General features: G+C 61.6%; 12 protein-coding genes. All 12 read right to left on the minus strand.

Annotation, left to right across the window (positions count from 1 at the left end; genetic code table 11):
- Nucleotides 1-44 precede the first annotated feature (44 nt).
- Nucleotides 45-524 carry a 3-hydroxyacyl-ACP dehydratase FabZ gene (gene fabZ / locus AB8A23_RS21990; protein WP_068730861.1) on the minus strand — a complete coding sequence of 160 codons (480 nt, stop codon included), beginning with the start codon at nucleotides 522-524 and terminating at the stop codon, nucleotides 45-47.
- Nucleotides 521-1,606 carry a UDP-3-O-(3-hydroxymyristoyl)glucosamine N-acyltransferase gene (lpxD, locus tag AB8A23_RS21995; protein ID WP_089264543.1) on the minus strand — a complete coding sequence of 362 codons (1,086 nt, stop codon included), beginning with the start codon at nucleotides 1,604-1,606 and terminating at the stop codon, nucleotides 521-523. Before lpxD ends, fabZ begins: the two co-directional genes overlap by 4 nt.
- 32 nt (nucleotides 1,607-1,638) lie before the next feature.
- Nucleotides 1,639-4,173 (minus strand): outer membrane protein assembly factor BamA, encoded by a 2,535-nt coding sequence (gene bamA / locus AB8A23_RS22000; protein WP_439058221.1) that lies wholly within the window; start codon nucleotides 4,171-4,173, stop codon nucleotides 1,639-1,641.
- A 173-nt stretch (nucleotides 4,174-4,346) separates the two neighbouring features.
- The gene (rseP, locus tag AB8A23_RS22005; RefSeq protein WP_089264545.1) at nucleotides 4,347-5,498 is read right to left on the minus strand and encodes an RIP metalloprotease RseP; all 1,152 of its coding nucleotides are present in this window, start codon (nucleotides 5,496-5,498) and stop codon (nucleotides 4,347-4,349) included.
- Nucleotides 5,499-5,541: 43 nt separating this feature from the next.
- Nucleotides 5,542-6,765 carry a 1-deoxy-D-xylulose-5-phosphate reductoisomerase gene (gene dxr, locus AB8A23_RS22010; protein ID WP_089264728.1) on the minus strand — a complete coding sequence of 408 codons (1,224 nt, stop codon included), beginning with the start codon at nucleotides 6,763-6,765 and terminating at the stop codon, nucleotides 5,542-5,544.
- 4 nt (nucleotides 6,766-6,769) lie between these two features.
- Nucleotides 6,770-7,480 carry a phosphatidate cytidylyltransferase gene (locus AB8A23_RS22015; protein WP_439060479.1) on the minus strand — a complete coding sequence of 237 codons (711 nt, stop codon included), beginning with the start codon at nucleotides 7,478-7,480 and terminating at the stop codon, nucleotides 6,770-6,772.
- A gap of 5 nt (nucleotides 7,481-7,485) precedes the next feature.
- Nucleotides 7,486-8,241: an isoprenyl transferase gene (locus AB8A23_RS22020; RefSeq protein ID WP_068730865.1), complete on the minus strand. Its 756-nt coding sequence runs from the start codon at nucleotides 8,239-8,241 to the stop codon at nucleotides 7,486-7,488.
- Between the two features lie 90 nt (nucleotides 8,242-8,331).
- Complete coding sequence (gene frr, locus AB8A23_RS22025; RefSeq protein ID WP_374725665.1) at nucleotides 8,332-8,889, minus strand: ribosome recycling factor; 558 nt, start codon at nucleotides 8,887-8,889, stop codon at nucleotides 8,332-8,334.
- A 70-nt stretch (nucleotides 8,890-8,959) separates the two neighbouring features.
- A complete protein-coding gene (pyrH, locus tag AB8A23_RS22030) occupies nucleotides 8,960-9,676 on the minus strand; it encodes a UMP kinase (RefSeq protein ID WP_068730867.1) in 717 nt (238 codons plus the stop codon).
- A 67-nt stretch (nucleotides 9,677-9,743) separates the two neighbouring features.
- Complete coding sequence (gene tsf / locus AB8A23_RS22035; RefSeq protein ID WP_093758766.1) at nucleotides 9,744-10,667, minus strand: translation elongation factor Ts; 924 nt, start codon at nucleotides 10,665-10,667, stop codon at nucleotides 9,744-9,746.
- A 200-nt stretch (nucleotides 10,668-10,867) separates the two neighbouring features.
- Entirely contained in the window at nucleotides 10,868-11,860 is a 993-nt protein-coding gene (locus tag AB8A23_RS22040) for a 30S ribosomal protein S2 (RefSeq protein ID WP_068730869.1), read from the minus strand.
- Nucleotides 11,861-12,061: 201 nt separating this feature from the next.
- On the minus strand, nucleotides 12,062-15,544 hold the full coding sequence (gene dnaE, locus AB8A23_RS22045; protein WP_439058220.1) for a DNA polymerase III subunit alpha: 3,483 nt from the start codon (nucleotides 15,542-15,544) through the stop codon (nucleotides 12,062-12,064).
- Between the last annotated feature and the right edge of the window lie 119 nt (nucleotides 15,545-15,663).

Consider the following 15,663-nt stretch of genomic DNA (forward strand, 5'->3'; position numbering starts at 1 on the left):
ACCGAGGTCTTCGATGGCATCATGCACGTTCAGGTACGTGCCAATCAGTCTGTCAGCATTGCACCGACATCGGCCTCGGCGACGACCTTGCCATTTACCTTGGCGTCGCCATGGAACCACCACATCGCCTTTTTCCGGCCGATCAGGTGCAGATGATATTCGATCGTATCGCCAGGCATCACCGGCTTGCGAAACTTGCACTTGTCGATGGTGAGGAAATACACCGCACGCGGCTTCTCGGTGCCTTCGACGGACGAGATCCCGATCACGCCCGCTGTCTGAGCCATGCCTTCGATCATCAACACGCCGGGATAAACCGGGCGATCAGGGAAATGCCCGAGGAATGCCGGCTCGTTGATGGTAACGTTCTTGATACCAATGCCGCTGAAGTCCTTGCGGATGTTGACGACACGATCGATCAGAAGAAACGGATAGCGATGCGGAAGGGTCTTGAGGATGGTGTTGATGTCGACCGTTTCGATGATGATCGGCGATGCGCCATCGCTTGGTAAATCCTGGCTCATTCCCGCCCCTCGTCTTTCGTATCCTGCGTCGTCGCATCCGTTCCCGGCATGCTCTCGCGGGCGAGTTTCTCAACCGCGAGGATCTCGCGGAACCATTGCTTGGTCGGCCGGGCAAAGATGCCACCCCACCGCGCGCGCGGCGGAATGCTGTCTTTCACTCCGGCCATTGCCGCGACCTGCGCGCCATCGCCAATCGTAATGTGATTGTTGAGGCCCACCATGGCGCCCAGCGCGACGTTGTCGCCGATGGTCAGGCTGCCTGCAAGGCCACATTTCGCAGCGATCACACAGTGCCGTCCAATTGTCACATTGTGGCCGATCTGGACCTGATTGTCGATTTTGGTCCCCTCGCCAATCACGGTATCGCGCAGGCTGCCGCGGTCGATAGTGGTGCCGGCGCCGATCTCGACGTCGTTCTGGATCAGGACACGACCGGTCTGCGGGACCTTGATGTGCTTGTCCCGGCCGAACACGAAGCCGAAGCCGTCCTGGCCGAACTTGCAGCCGGGATGAACGAGTACGTTGTTGCCGATCAGTGTGAACTGCAGCGTGCTGCCAGCGCCGATATTGCAGTCGCGTCCGATCTTGACCCCGGCCGCGATCACTGCTCCCGAGCCGATGATGGTGCCGGAACCGATCTCCACATCCGGGCCGATCACGGCCAGCGGATCTACCGTAACGTCATCCTCGAGCTGAGCAGAGGGATGGATGACGGCGGATGCGGCGATGCCAGTAATGTCAAAGCCGGAGACCGGACGCAGCGTGTCCGCGTGCAGTTCGCGCGCCAATTCCACGAAGGCCGCAAATGGCCGTTTGGCGCGTAGCACCGTTACGTGAGCCGGAATATCGCCCTTGAAGCTCTCGCTCACCAGGCAGGCACCGGCCTTGGTGTGGGTTAGCTGGTCGATGTAGCGGAGATTTTCGAAGAAGGTCAGGTGATGGGGGCCAGCCTCATCGAGCGAGGCTACGCCAGTCACGACCTGGTCGGCCCGCGTCGGGTCGACCAGTCGCGCCTTCGTTGACGCGGCTATTTCAGCCAGCGTCAACGACGGCGATTGCTTGAAGAACGTCGGCAGAACCATTCCACCCGTCGCGGTCCGGCCGGAGATCAAACTCAGAACGAAGTTCCGCCGCCGAACTTGAACTGCTGCACGCGATCATAGGCGCCCTTGGTGATCGGCACTGCGTAGTCGAAGCGCAGCGGACCAAACGGCGACTGCCAGATCAGGCCCACACCGACCGACGACCGCACGACATTGCCGTCGTCATAGGTCATGCCAGCGCAGTTACCGACCGAAGTCCGGCTAGCAGCCACACAACCGGCAGCGTTGACTTCGCCAGTCTGAGCCCAGCTCGTCGGTCCCTGATAATCCCAGAGGCCGCCAGCATCGGCATAGACCGCACCCTTGATGCCAACTTCCTTCGGCAGGAACCAGAACGGCATCTGCAATTCAGCCGAAGCGCCCCAATACTTCGTGCCGCCGAGTGCGTCACCGTAGGATCCCAGCGCAACGTAGCTGATGTCACGCGGACCGATACCGTTCTGCGCGAAACCACGCACCAGGTTCGGACCCATCTGGAAGTGATCCAGCATGCGGATGTCTTCGCCGACCTTGTTCAGCATGCCACCCTGGACACGCAGCAAACCAACGATGTCGGCCACAAGCGGAGTGTAATACTTCGCATCGACGGTGGTCTTCAGGTAGGTCACGTCGCCACCGACGCCGGCGTAGTCCTGCTTGAACTCCAGGAACAGACCATCTGTCGGGTTCTTGTTATTATCGAGCGTGTTGTAGTTGAGCGTATAGCCCAGAGCCGAGGTCAGCGTCTTGCCGCTGGCCAGCTCGCGGCGAACCGGCAGCGACGACTCGCCATCTGCATAACAGCCCCAGTTGCCGGAACCTGTTTCGGCGAAGCCAAGGCCAAACAACGAATTCAGATAGCCAGGCGTGTTGGTTGCAGTCGGGCTGCCCGGAAGATTGTTACAATTCGCGAGCGTGCTCGGCAGCGAAATCTGCTGCTGATAGATCGAGTAGCGCAGCTGCAGCGCGAGATCTTCACGCAGCTGGAAGCCGAGACGCGGGCTAAAGCCTAGCGTCTTGGTGTTGTACGAAATGTAGCTGTTGGACAGCTGCTCGCGCTGATAGAAATCGAGGCCAAGGGCCACGCGGTAGTCGAGCAGGTAAGGCTCGACGAAGGACAGCGAGTAGCCACGGGCATACTGGCCATACTGGACCGACGCCTTGGCAAACAGGCCACGACCGAGGAAGTTACGTTCCGAGACGCTGACTTCGCCGAGTGCACCGTCGGTGGTCGAGTAACCACCCGAGACCGAGAAGTCGCCGGTGGATTTTTCTTCCAGATCGACAACCAGGATCACGCGATCGCTGGATGAACCAGGCTCGGTCGTCACCTTCACGCTCTTGAAGAAGTCGAGGTTCTTCAGGCGGCGCTCGGCACGATCGACCAGCGCACGATTATAGGCGTCGCCTTCTGCGAGATCGAATTCGCGACGGATGACATAGTCACGGGTACGCGTGTTGCCGCGCACATTGATGCGCTCGATATAGACGCGCGGGCCCTCTTCCACCGTGAAGCCGATGGTGACGGTGTGAGATTCGAAATTGCGATCGCCACGCGGACGCACGACGGCAAAGGCGTAGCCGCGGCGGGACATTTCGATCTGCATTTCCTCGACCGACTTCTCCAGCGCTTCCGCGTTGTAAAGCGAGCCGACGCCAACGCGCGAGAAGCTGAGCAGCGAGTTCGGATCGAACTGCGGAATGGTGGACGAGAAGTCGACCGACGACACGCGGTACTGCTGGCCTTCTTCGATCTTGAAGGTGACCAGGAAGCCCTTCTGGTTCGGATCGTATTCAGTGAGGGCGGCGACAACCTGAACGTCGGCGAAGCCGTTCTTCAGGTAATAGCGACGGATCAGGTCACGATCGGCTTCAATGCGGTCCGGGTCATAGATGTCGCCCGAAGCCAGGAAGCTCAGGAGGTTCGATTCACGGGTCTTGATGACGTCCTTGAGGCGGTAGGACGAGTAATAGTTGTTGCCGATGAACTGGATCGACTTCACGCCGGTCTTCGCGCCTTCGTTGATCGTGAAGATCAGGTCGACGCGGTTGTTCGGCTGCTCGATGAATTCCGGAACGACGCTGACGTCATAACGGCCAGAGCGACGATAGATTTCGGAAATGCGCTGGGCATCGGCCTGCACCATCGGGCGCGACAGCGTCCCGCGCGGCTTCGACTGCACTTCAGCGTTCAGCTGGTCGTCCTTGACCTTCTTGTTACCTTCGAAGGCGACACGGCCAATGACCGGGTTTTCGACGACGCTGACGACCAGACGGCCACCGGCCTGATTGATCTTCACATCCTGGAACAGGCCGGTCTCGATGAGCGACTTGAGACCGTCATCGATGGTGCCCTGATCCAGCCGGCCGCTCGGGCCGGGACGGAAATAGGAGCGGATGGTCTCCACATCCACGCGACGATTGCCTTCAACAACAATCGAAGCGGCGGTCTGAGCCACGGCAGTCGAAGAAACGAGCGCAGCAGTCGCTGTAACGGCGACCGGCATGGCGACCAAGATCGAAGCAGCAAGAAGGCCGCCCCGGAAACCCCGCAAACCAAAAATCATGCGCAAAGCGCCCTTATCATTCCATCGCCAGCCCGCACCCCTACGGTCTGACAGAATCCCTTTAGTGGCCCAGCTTGTAGCCAATTTTACCTGACTGGCAAACGACCTTTCGCGCTGCAATTCTAATTTCATTCCAAGACGTTGCCCATCGGCCACGTTACCCCCAGCCTCGATCATGACGAAGCCAGGTGAAGAATGTCGTTATAGGTCGCAAATACCATCAACATCAGCACTAAACCGAGGCCAATGCGGAAGCCCATCTCCTGCGCGCGCTCCGACAGCGGACGCCCACGAACGGCTTCGACGGCATAGAACAAAAGATGACCGCCATCGAGAAGTGGCACCGGAAACAGGTTGAGAAGGCCGATCGAGATCGACAGAACCGCCGCCAGGTGAATCAGGGCGGTCAGGCCGATTGTCGCCACCTGCCCCGAGATCTGGGCGATTCGCATCGGGCCGCCGATTTGGTCGGCCGCCTCGCGTCCGGTGAATACACCGCCGATATAGGCGATGGTGCGGTCCACGACGAACCAGGTTTCCTTGACGCCCAGCACGAAAGCGGTCGCCGGATTGACCCGCTCGGTGGTCGCTTCGCCAACCGCTGTCGCGCGGGTAATGCCGAGGACGCCGAGACGATGGACGTTACCGAAGCTGTCTTTGACTTCGCGAAGTTCTGGCGTGCCCTTCAGCTCAACCGTGGCTTCGCCGCGCTTGACGCTGAAGGCCAGCTGCTCGCCGGCCTTGGTGCCGACGATGCGCTGCATGTCGGAGAAACTGCCAATGACCTTGCCATCGATGGCCTTGATGATGTCGCCCGACTGGAACCCGGCCTTCTCGGCCGCGCTGCCCGCCTGAATGCTGTCGACCTTGGCGGTCGTGCTCGGCTTGCCAAAGAACGTGAACAGGCAGGTGAAAATGACGATCGCCAGGATGAAATTGGCGATCGGACCGGCAGCGACGATGGCCGCACGCTGGCCAACCCGCTTGTGATGGAAGCTGCCCTTGCGCTCATCCGCCGTCATGCCTTCCAGCGCGGCGCTTGAGGGGGTCGAGGCTTCGCTCTCGTCGCCGAAGAACTTCACGTAGCCGCCAAGCGGAATCGCGGAAATCTTCCAGCGCGTGCCATGGCGATCGTTGAAGCCGGCGAGTTCAGGACCGAAGCCGAGCGAGAACGTCAGGACCTTAACGCCGTTCCAGCGGGCGACCAGGAAGTGGCCGAGTTCGTGGAAGAACACCACGATCGTCAGGACAAACAGAAAGGGGATGATATAGCCGATAAAGCCGTGGCTTAACGTATTGAAACTATGTTGGAAAAACTCAAGCATCCCGATCCCCTAACGCGAGGCCAAAGGCCCCGTCCCCAATGCTCTAGGATGCCTTTGCGGCAATTTGAGGCAAGAGGGTGGCAGCCATTTTTCTCGCTTTATGGTCAACAGCGATGGCGTCATCCGCCGATGACAACGGCGCCAAATTCCCTGCCCGCACCCATTCATTCATGGTGGCTTCGACCAGCCGTGCAATGGCGCCAAAGCGGATCTTCTGGGCGGTGAAAGCAGCCACGGCGATCTCGTTGGCCGCGTTGTAGACGGTGGTCGCGCCGCTGCCGGTGCGCAGCGCGTCATAGGCCAGCTTCAGGCCAGGGAAGCGCGCGTAATCCGGTGCCTCGAAGGTCAGCGAACCAATTTTGGCGAGATCGAGCGGTGCCGCCCGGCCCGGAATGCGGTCCGGCCAACCCAGGCAATGCGCGATCGGCGTGCGCATGTCGGGCGAACCGAGCTGCGCCATGACAGAATAATCGCGGAACTCGACCATGCCGTGGATGATCGACTGCGGATGCACCAATACGTCGATTTCGTCCGGCGCCAGCGCGAACAGATAGGACGCCTCGATTACTTCGAGACCCTTGTTCATCATCGATGCGGAATCGATGGTAATCTTCTGCCCCATCGACCAGTTCGGATGTTTCAGCGCCTGCGCCAGCGTTGCCTGCTCGATATCGGCGGCGGCCCAGGTGCGGAACGGTCCGCCCGAGGCGGTGATGATCACGCGGGTCAGTTCCTCGCGGCTGCCGGAGGCCAGCGCCTGGAACAGAGCATTGTGCTCACTGTCCGCCGGCAGGATGCAGGCGCCCGCCTTGGCGGCGCGATCCATGAAGAAATCGCCGGCGCAAACGAGGCATTCCTTGTTGGCCAGTGCAACCGTTGCACCGCGGTCGACGGCGGCGAGCGCGGGCTTCAAGCCGGCGGCGCCTGACACGGCTGCCATCAGCCAGTCGGCCGGCCGCTCCGCAGCCTCGACGATGGCACTATCCCCTGCCCCGCTTGCGATGCCGGTGCCGGCCAGCGCCGATCGGAGTTCGTCCAGCTTGGATTCATCGGCGACGGCCACAAAGCGCGCGTTGAATTCCTTGGCCAGCTTGACCACGCCTTCGACGTTGCCGTTAGCCGTCAAAGCCTCCACCTGGTACCGCTCAGGCGACGCCCGCAGCAGATCCATGGTGCTATCGCCGATCGAACCGGTTGCACCGAGGACAGTGATGCTGCGCAGACTGGACGCGGCGGGCTTGTTATTTCGCAGGGGAACAGCGCTCATCAAATCACCAAACCATAAGACCGCGGCCGACGCCATCTGCACCGCCGCGTAAAAGACCGATCACCGCGGCAGCAACCACCGCGAATACATAGCCGTCGAGGCGATCCAGCAGACCGCCATGGCCAGGAATGATCTGGCCGGAATCCTTGACGCCGAATTTGCGCTTCACTGCGGACTCGAAGAGATCACCAAGTTGCGACAGCACCGTCAGCACGGTTGCGATCATGAGCAGCGGCAGCAGGCTGCCCAAACCATTCATGGCAAAACCGGCAGCCACAGCGAGGCTGAGAACAAAACCGCCAATAGCGCCGGCCCATGTCTTCTTCGGACTGACGCGCGGCCACAGTTTCGGGCCGCCGATGCCGCGCCCGGCGAAATAGCCGCCGATATCGGTCATCCAGACCACCAACAGAATGAACATCAGCGCCGAGAAGCCCCAGACGGGATCGAGACGCACGACGATGGACGCAGCAAACGCAGCCAAGGCATAGACGAAGCCGAGCCCGATCCAGCCGACATGATTGCCGACAATGGCCCGCCATTCGAGGAAGAGACCAACCGACACCAGCGTCACGAGGCCGAACCACAGCCAGCCACCGGCGTAGGCGGCGAAAATCGCGACGGGGATGAGTACCAGCGCGGCCAGAACACGCATCAGCAGATTGCGCAGCCCCCGGTCATCCGCCTGCTTCGGCGTACTGTCGTCCTGGGTCACGCCGGTCACGAACCGGTTTTCGCGGCGAGACCGCCGAAGCGCCGCTCGCGGCGGGCATATTCGGCAATGGCGCTTTCCAGCGCGGCCTTGTCGAAATCCGGCCAGTGGATCGGCACGAATACGAACTCGCTATAGGCAGCCTGCCACATCAGGAAGTTCGATAGCCGCTGTTCACCCGACGTGCGGATGATCAGGTCCGGGTCCGGAATATCAGGCGCGTCGAGATACTGGCCGAGCGTATCGACATTGATGCTTTCGGGCGTCCGCTTGCCCTCGGCAACCTCGCGCGCAAGGCGCTGCGCTGCCGTGGCGATCTCGTGCCGCGAGCCGTAGTTGAAGGCGACCACGAGATTGAGCTGGGTGTTGCCCCGCGTCAGGTCCTCGGCCTCTTTCAGCAATGAGGCGATATCGGAATCGAGGCCCTGGCGCTCTCCAATCACACGGACCCGCACGCCGTCGCGATGCAGGGTGGCAAGGTCGTTGCGGATGAAGCGACGCAGCAGGCCGAACAGATCGCTGATCTCGGATGCGGGCCGCGACCAGTTCTCGGAGCTGAACGAGAAGATTGTCAGATATTGGATGCCGAGTTCGTTGGATGCCCGCACCACACGGCGAAGTGCCTCGACGCCGCGGCGATGGCCTTCGGCGCGCGGAAGCCCCCGCGCTGCAGCCCAGCGCCCATTGCCGTCCATGATGATCGCGACATGCAAAGGCGTGGATCGGTCCGATCCATCATTTGCGGGCGCGGCGGCATTCGACATCGATTAAAATCCCCAGCCTATGGTCCGGCACATATGTGACCAATTTGCGGACCATACGCTTTTCAACAGCTTAAAAGCGGCTTCTGACGCTTAAACCGTCATGATTTCCTTTTCCTTAGCCGCCAGCAACTGATCGATTTCAGCGATTATGCTGTCCGTGACCTTCTGCACTTCGGTATCGTGGCGCTTCTGGTCGTCCTCGGAAATCTCGTGAGCCTTCTCGAGCTTCTTGATGATGTCGAGACCGTCGCGGCGGACGTGGCGCACGGCGACCTTGGCTGCCTCGGCATATTTATGCGCGACCTTCACGAGTTCCTTGCGGCGCTCGGTGTTCAATTCGGGAATGCGTAGCCGCAGAATCTGGCCTTCGGTTGCCGGGCTAAGGCCGAGATTGGAATCGACGATCGCCTTTTCCACCGCCTTAACCATCGACTTGTCCCAAACCTGCACCGACAGCAGGCGCGGCTCGGGAACGCTGACGGTCGCAACCTGGTTCAGCGGCATGTGGCTGCCATAGGCTTCCACCTGGACCGGCTCCAGCATCGAGGCTGCCGCACGTCCGGTGCGCAAGCCGCCAAGCTCATGCTTCAGCGACTGGGTCGAGCCCTGCATACGGCGCTTGAGGTCGTTGATGTCGAATGGGGCCATGGTGGCCATGCAGCTCTCCCTTGTATCCTGCTGGTGCGAAGCGGGTATGGCGCTCCGAACCCGTCTAAAATCAGCCCGCGACGATGGTGCCGCGGCCAGTACCAGTCAAAATGGCGCCGATCGAACCCGGTTCGGCGATCGAGAACACGATGATAGGCAGCGAGGTCTCGCGGGCAAGCGCGAAAGCCGTCGCATCCATGACTTTGTAGTTCCCCTCCACCGCCTGCGAATGGCTGAGACGCTCGAAGCGCGTCGCGTTCGGATCCTTCTTTGGATCGGCGCTGTAGACGCCGTCCACATTAGTCGCCTTCAGCACGGCCGATGCGCCGATCTCGGCAGCGCGCAACACTGCGGTCGTGTCGGTGGTGAAGAACGGATTGCCGGTACCGCCGGCCAGCAGCACGATCCGGCCCTCGGACAGGTATTTGTGTGCGGCAGCACGTGTGAAGAGTTCGCAGACCTGCGGCATCACCATCGCCGACAGCGTGCGGGCCGGCACGGCGTGGCGCTCGATCGCAGCTTCCAGTGCCAGGCAGTTCATAACGGTAGCGAGCATGCCCATGCTATCGCCGGTCGGGCGCGACACACCACGCGAGGAGACTTCGACGCCGCGGAAGATATTGCCGCCGCCGACGACGACCGCGACTTCGACACCAAGTTTCTGGGCTGCAATGAGATCGACGGCAATGCGGTCGATGGTCGGCTGATCGATACCGAATGACTGGCCTCCGGCGAAAGACTCACCCGAGACCTTGATCACGACGCGACGATAGAGCGGCTCACCCATGATGCGATCGCTTCCTTTCGAGGCGGCAGCTCCCGGCGTAGATCGCCGGGAGGTCTTCCAATTCGTCTTACTTCTGGCCGCTGGCGGCGGCAACTTCGGCAGCAAAGTCCGAAGTCTGCTTCTCGATGCCTTCGCCGAGCGCGTAGCGCACGAAGCCAGCGAGCTTGATCGGCGCGCCAACCTTGCCTTCGGCTTCCTTGACGGCCTGCGCCACCGACTTGCCGGTGTCGTGGATGAAAGCCTGATCCAGCAGGCAGACTTCCTTGTAATAGGTCTTCAGGCCGTTCTCGACGATCTTCTCAATCATCGCGTCCGGCTTGCCCTGCTGGCGATACTTGTCCGCCATCACTTCCTTCTCGCGAGCAACGACGGCCGGATCGAGGCCGGCGGAGTCCAGCGCCTGCGGGTTGGCAGCAGCGACATGCATCGCGATCTGTTTGCCGAGGGTCGCGAGCTCGTCAGCCTTGCCGGTGGATTCCAGCGCGACGATGATGCCCATCTTGCCGAGACCTTCGATCACGGCGTTATGCACGTAGCTCGACACAACGCCGGCCGAGACTTCCAGCGTCGCAGCGCGGCGCAAGGTCATGTTTTCGCCGATGGTGGCGATGGCCTCGGTGATCGCGGTCTCGACGGTGACGTCGCCAACCTTGTGCGCCTTGATGGCCTCGACGTCGGAGCCGACCTTGAGCGCGACCTGGGCGATCATCTTGACCAGACCCTGGAACTGATCGTTGCGCGCGACGAAGTCGGTCTCGGAATTGACTTCGACCACGACGCCCTTGTTGCCGGCAGTGAGAACGCCGATCAGGCCTTCAGCCGCGACGCGGTCAGCCTTCTTGGCGGCCTTGGACAGGCCCTTCGCGCGCAGCCAGTCGATTGACGCCTGCATGTCGCCATCATTGGCAGCCAGTGCGTTCTTGCAATCCATCATGCCGACGCCGGTGGTTTCGCGGAGGTCCTTGACCATCGCTGCAGTAATCGTTGCCATCGTTGAACCCTTTGCCTGTCAGGGCGCCTGCGAGCCAGCCGGTGCTGGTCAGTCGCGTTACGCCGCAGGAACTATCATCGAGAGAAGTGTAGAGATGGAAAGTGCGGCCGGGATGACGGCCGCACAATAGTTTCTTGGCTGTCGCATCGGCATGATTTTGTCCGGAACCGGGACACCGGTTCCGGGATCACGCCTGCGCGTTACTCGGCTTCCGCCGTCAGACCCTTGGCCTGGGCGACCCAGCCGTCGGCACGGGCCGGAAGGCCAACTTCTTCGCCAATCTTGTGGGCGGTGTCGTGATCGAGTTCGGCCAGCTGCCAGTAGTGGAAGATGCCGAGGTCGTTGAACTTCTTCTCGATCGCACCGGACACGCCGGTGAGCTTCTTGAGATCGTCGGCGGTGCCGCGCGGACCGGCCAGGCCCTGGAAGCCAGCTTCCGGAGCCGGGATGGCCTCAGCCACCGGGGCAGCCGATGCACCGATATCGAAGCCCGAGTCGCCCTGGGCGCGCGAGATGCCGTCGATGACAGCGCGTGCGATCAGGTCGCAATACAGCGACAGCGCACGGCCGGCGTCGTCGTTGCCCGGGACCACATAGGTGATGCCCTTCGGATCCGAGTTGGTGTCGACGATCGCCGCGACAGGGATACCCAGACGCTGAGCTTCCTGGATCGCGATGTCTTCCTTGTTGGTGTCGATCACGAAGATCAGGTCGGGCAGACCGCCCATGTCCTTGATGCCGCCCAGCGAGCGATCGAGCTTGTCGCGCTCGCGCTGCAGCGTCAGACGCTCCTTCTTGGTGTAGGCCGACGCGTCGCCGGAGTTCAGCACTTCGTCGAGGTGGCGCAGACGCTTGATCGAACCGGAGATGGTCTTCCAGTTGGTCAGGGTGCCACCGAGCCAGCGCGAATTGACGAAGTACATCGCCGAGCGCTTCGCAGCTTCGGCAACGACGTCCTGCGCCTGGCGCTTGGTGCCGACGAACAGGATGCGGCCGCCCTTGGCGACGGTGTCGCTCACAGCCTTCAGCGCGGTGTGCAGCAACGGCACGGTCTGCGCGAGGTCGATGATGTGGATGTTGTTACGTGCGCCGAAGATGTAATTCGCCATCTTCGGATTCCAGCGGTGCGACTGGTGGCCAAAGTGGACGCCAGCTTCGAGCAGTTGACGCATAGAAAATTCGGGTAGTGCCATAGTATCAATTCTCCGGTTGTTTCCTCCGGAAGCGTGTGAGCAAACGAGCGTTCGGGCAGAGGATTCTGCCGTGCAGCCCGGATGCCACCGGACGGCGATTAAGCCATGCTTCCGTGTGAGATGGGCCGGCTTATAGCCGGATTCCCGGGATAAGCAAGGAAATCCGGCGGCTTCGGCCGGTTTACCGCGCGGGTTGCCAGCTCAAAGCGTTTCGACCATTTCCACCCCGGAAACCGCTTTGATGGCGCCGGCGATCTGCGGGGACACCTGGAACCGGCCTTCGAGCTTGAATTCGACCTCGGTTTGCAGGTCGAGGCGCAGGATCAGCGAGACGTCGCCTCCGCCGGCGGCATTGCTCGGCTGCGGTTGGAGGCGTTTTACCAGCGAATCCAGTGCCTTGGTGTCCTTCATGGTCACCCTGAGCCCCTTCTGGGTCTTGGCAGCGGCGGCATCCAGAGGTTCCGCATGGAGAACCCGGGCCCGAACGTCCTCGCCCTGGAGTTCGGCACCGAGTTGCAGCAGCACCGCGGTACCTGGTTCCAGCACGTCGCGGTATTGGGCGAGCCCTTCGGAGAACAGCACCGCCTCGAAATGGCCGGTCGGGTCGGACAGACCCATGATGCCCATCTTGTTGCCGGTCTTGGTCCTCCGCTCCATGCGGGACACGACGGTAGCCGCCACCCTGCCCGCCGTAGCGCCGGTTTTGACCGCGCGGCAGAACTCGGCCCAACTCTGCACCCGCAGTCGCTTCAGGGCGGTCGCATAGTCATCGAGCGGATGGCCGGACAGGAAGAAGCCAATAGCGTCGTATTCCTTGCGCAGCTTCTCCGCCGCCAGCCAGTTGTCGATCTGCGGCAGCATGATGGTCGGCGCATCGGCCGCGCCGCCAAACATGTTTCCCTGACCGATTGTCGTATCCACGTGGGCGCTCTGGCAGGCGGCCAAAATAGCATCCGCGCCGCCATGCACGCGGGCACGATGTGGATCGAGCGTATCGAAGGCGCCGGCCGCAGCGAGTGTTTCGATGATGCGCTTGTTGACGGCGCGTGGGCTCACGCGCGACGCAAAGTCGGCAAGCGACGTGAACAAACCATTCTTGTTGCGCTCGGCGACGATCAGCTCGACGGCGCCAGCGCCGACGCCTTTCAACGCGGCCAGCGCATAATAGATCGTGTTGTCGCTGACCTCGAAGGTGACGCCCGAACGATTGATGTTTGGCGCCTCGACCTTGATACCGAGCCGCTGCGCCTCGGCGCGAAATTCCGACAGCTTGTCGGTGTTGCCCATGTCGAGCGTCATCGACGCCGCAATGAACTCCACCGGATAATGCGCCTTCATATAGGCGGTGTGATACGACACCAGGGCATAGGCCGCCGCGTGGCTCTTGTTGAAGCCATAGTCGGCGAATTTTGCCAGCAGATCGAAGATCGTATCGGCCTGCCCCTTCGGCACGCCGTTCTTGACAGAGCCTGCAACGAAGATCTCGCGCTGCTTTTCCATTTCGGCGCGGATCTTCTTGCCCATCGCGCGGCGCAGCAGGTCGGCGTCACCGAGCGAATAGCCGGCCATGACCTGCGCGATCTGCATCACCTGTTCCTGATAGATGATGACGCCGAAAGTTTCCTTCAGGATCGGCTCGATGATCGGATGCAGATATTCCGGCTCTTCATCGCCATGCTTGCGCGCGCAATAGGTCGGGATGTTCGCCATCGGGCCCGGACGATACAACGCGACGAGCGCGATGATGTCCTCGAAACGGTCGGGCCGCATGTCCACGAGCGCGCGCCGCATGCCCTGGCTTTCCACCTGGAACACGCCGACCACTTCACCGCGCGCCAGCATCTCGTAGCTCTTGGCGTCGGTAATCGGCGTGGTCGCAAGATTGACGTCAATATTGCGCTGCTTGAGTAGCTTCACGGCGACATCGAGCACCGTCAGCGTCTTCAGGCCGAGGAAGTCGAACTTCACGAGACCTGCTGGCTCAACCCATTTCATGTTGAACTGGGTGACCGGCATGTCCGATTTTGGATCGCGATACATCGGCACGAGCTGCGACAGCGGCCGGTCGCCAATCACGATGCCTGCGGCGTGGGTCGAAGCGTGGCGCGTCAGGCCCTCGAGACGCTGCGCGATATCGAAGGCTTTGGCGACGATTGGATCCTCGTCGCGGAGCGCCTGCAGCTTCGGCTCGCCTTCGATCGCCGCAGCCAAGGTCACAGGGGCCGCAGGATTTTGCGGCACCAGCTTAGTCAGCTTGTCGACCTGGCCATAGGGCATCTGCAGCACACGGCCGACGTCGCGCAACACGCCGCGCGCCTGCAGCGTACCGAAGGTGATGATCTGTGCGACCTGATCGCGGCCGTAGCGCTGCTGCACATAGGAGATCACCTCGCCGCGACGATCCTGGCAGAAGTCGATGTCGAAGTCCGGCATCGAGACGCGTTCCGGATTGAGGAAGCGTTCGAACAGAAGATTGAACTGCAAGGGATCGAGATCGGTGATGGTCAAGACCCAGGCGACCAGCGAGCCGGCGCCCGAACCGCGGCCCGGCCCCACCGGAATGCCCTGTGCCTTCGCCCATTTGATGAAGTCGGACACGATCAGGAAGTAACCCGCATAGTTCATGCGGGAGATGACGTTAAGTTCGAAGTCGAGCCGCGCGTGGTATTCCTCCTCGCTCTTGCCCTGTGACACGCCGTGGATCTCGAGACGCTTGCGCAGCCCCTCCTCGGCCTGACGGCGCAACTCGTCGGATTCCTCCTGGGCCGCGCCTTCGGCGTTACTGCCGGCACCGACCGTGAAGCGCGGCAGGATCGGCTTGCGTGTCTTCGGCCGGAACGAGCAGCGCTCGGCGATTTCGACGGTTGATGCCAATGCCTCGGGAATGTCGGCAAACAGAACCGCCATTTCGGCGCGGGTCTTGAAACGATGATCGGTGGTGAGCTGCTCGCGGTCCGTTTCGGCAATGATCCTGCCGCCGGCAATGCACAGCAGTGCGTCATGGGCCTCGTAATCGTCGGCCGCAGCAAAGTACGGCTCGTTGGTCGCCACCAGCGGCAGACCCTTGGCGTAAGCCAAGTCTATCAAACCCGCTTCGGCGCGGCGCTCCTTCTCTGCGCCATGACGCTGCAGTTCGATGTAGAGCCGATCGCCGAATAGCGATGCGAGTCGGTCGCAACGCGCAGCGGCAAGCGCGGATTGATCGGCAAGCAGCGCCTGATTGATCGGACCGTCAGGACCGCCACTCAACGCGATCAGGTCTTCTGTTTCCTCCAGCAGCCATTCCAGCTTGACGTGGGGCGCATGATTGACCGGGGTTTCCAGAAACGCGCGCGAGTTGAGTTTCATCAGGCTCTGATAGCCGCGCTCCTTGGCGGCCAGCAGCACAATGCGCGGCATCACGGCGTTCAGCGCGTTACGGGCGTTGGGATCTTGGTCGCCGAAATCGATGGCGACCTCGCAGCCGGTGATCGGCTGAATGCCGTAGCCCACCAGCTTCTCGGAGAATTCCAGCGCGCCAAACATGTTGTCGCTGTCGGTCAGCGCCAGCGCCGGCTGGTGGTCGGCCTTCGCCAGTTCCGCCAGTTTCTGGATCTTGATCGAGCCCTTCAGCAGCGAATAGGCCGAATGCACGTGCAGATGGACAAATCCGGCATTCGACGCGGCGGCGGGCTTCTGACTCATGGCGTGGGGCGTTCCGGACTTTGCAGCGCCCGATCTGGGCAGTCATCGACACTGGGGATCGCGGCAGCCTGTTCAGGCCGACTCGCTGCCCTATGGTGATGCCTGCCCCCGGCCAAGTC

It is taken from the genome of Tardiphaga sp. 619_E2_N8_4, from assembly GCF_051810905.1.
Classification (GTDB): domain Bacteria; phylum Pseudomonadota; class Alphaproteobacteria; order Rhizobiales; family Xanthobacteraceae; genus Tardiphaga; species Tardiphaga robiniae.

Coding starts and splice junctions, on each gene's coding strand:
- AB8A23_RS22040 (WP_068730869.1), bottom strand. CDS start 11,860: ATGGCACTACCCGAATTTTCTATGCGTCAACTGCTCGAAGCTGGCGTC.
- rseP (WP_089264545.1), bottom strand. CDS start 5,498: ATGCTTGAGTTTTTCCAACATAGTTTCAATACGTTAAGCCACGGCTTT.
- dxr (WP_089264728.1), bottom strand. CDS start 6,765: ATGAGCGCTGTTCCCCTGCGAAATAACAAGCCCGCCGCGTCCAGTCTG.
- frr (WP_374725665.1), bottom strand. CDS start 8,889: ATGGCCCCATTCGACATCAACGACCTCAAGCGCCGTATGCAGGGCTCG.
- pyrH (WP_068730867.1), bottom strand. CDS start 9,676: ATGGGTGAGCCGCTCTATCGTCGCGTCGTGATCAAGGTCTCGGGTGAG.
- fabZ (WP_068730861.1), bottom strand. CDS start 524: ATGAGCCAGGATTTACCAAGCGATGGCGCATCGCCGATCATCATCGAA.
- AB8A23_RS22020 (WP_068730865.1), bottom strand. CDS start 8,241: ATGTCGAATGCCGCCGCGCCCGCAAATGATGGATCGGACCGATCCACG.
- lpxD (WP_089264543.1), bottom strand. CDS start 1,606: ATGGTTCTGCCGACGTTCTTCAAGCAATCGCCGTCGTTGACGCTGGCT.
- tsf (WP_093758766.1), bottom strand. CDS start 10,667: ATGGCAACGATTACTGCAGCGATGGTCAAGGACCTCCGCGAAACCACC.
- bamA (WP_439058221.1), bottom strand. CDS start 4,173: ATGATTTTTGGTTTGCGGGGTTTCCGGGGCGGCCTTCTTGCTGCTTCG.
- dnaE (WP_439058220.1), bottom strand. CDS start 15,544: ATGAGTCAGAAGCCCGCCGCCGCGTCGAATGCCGGATTTGTCCATCTG.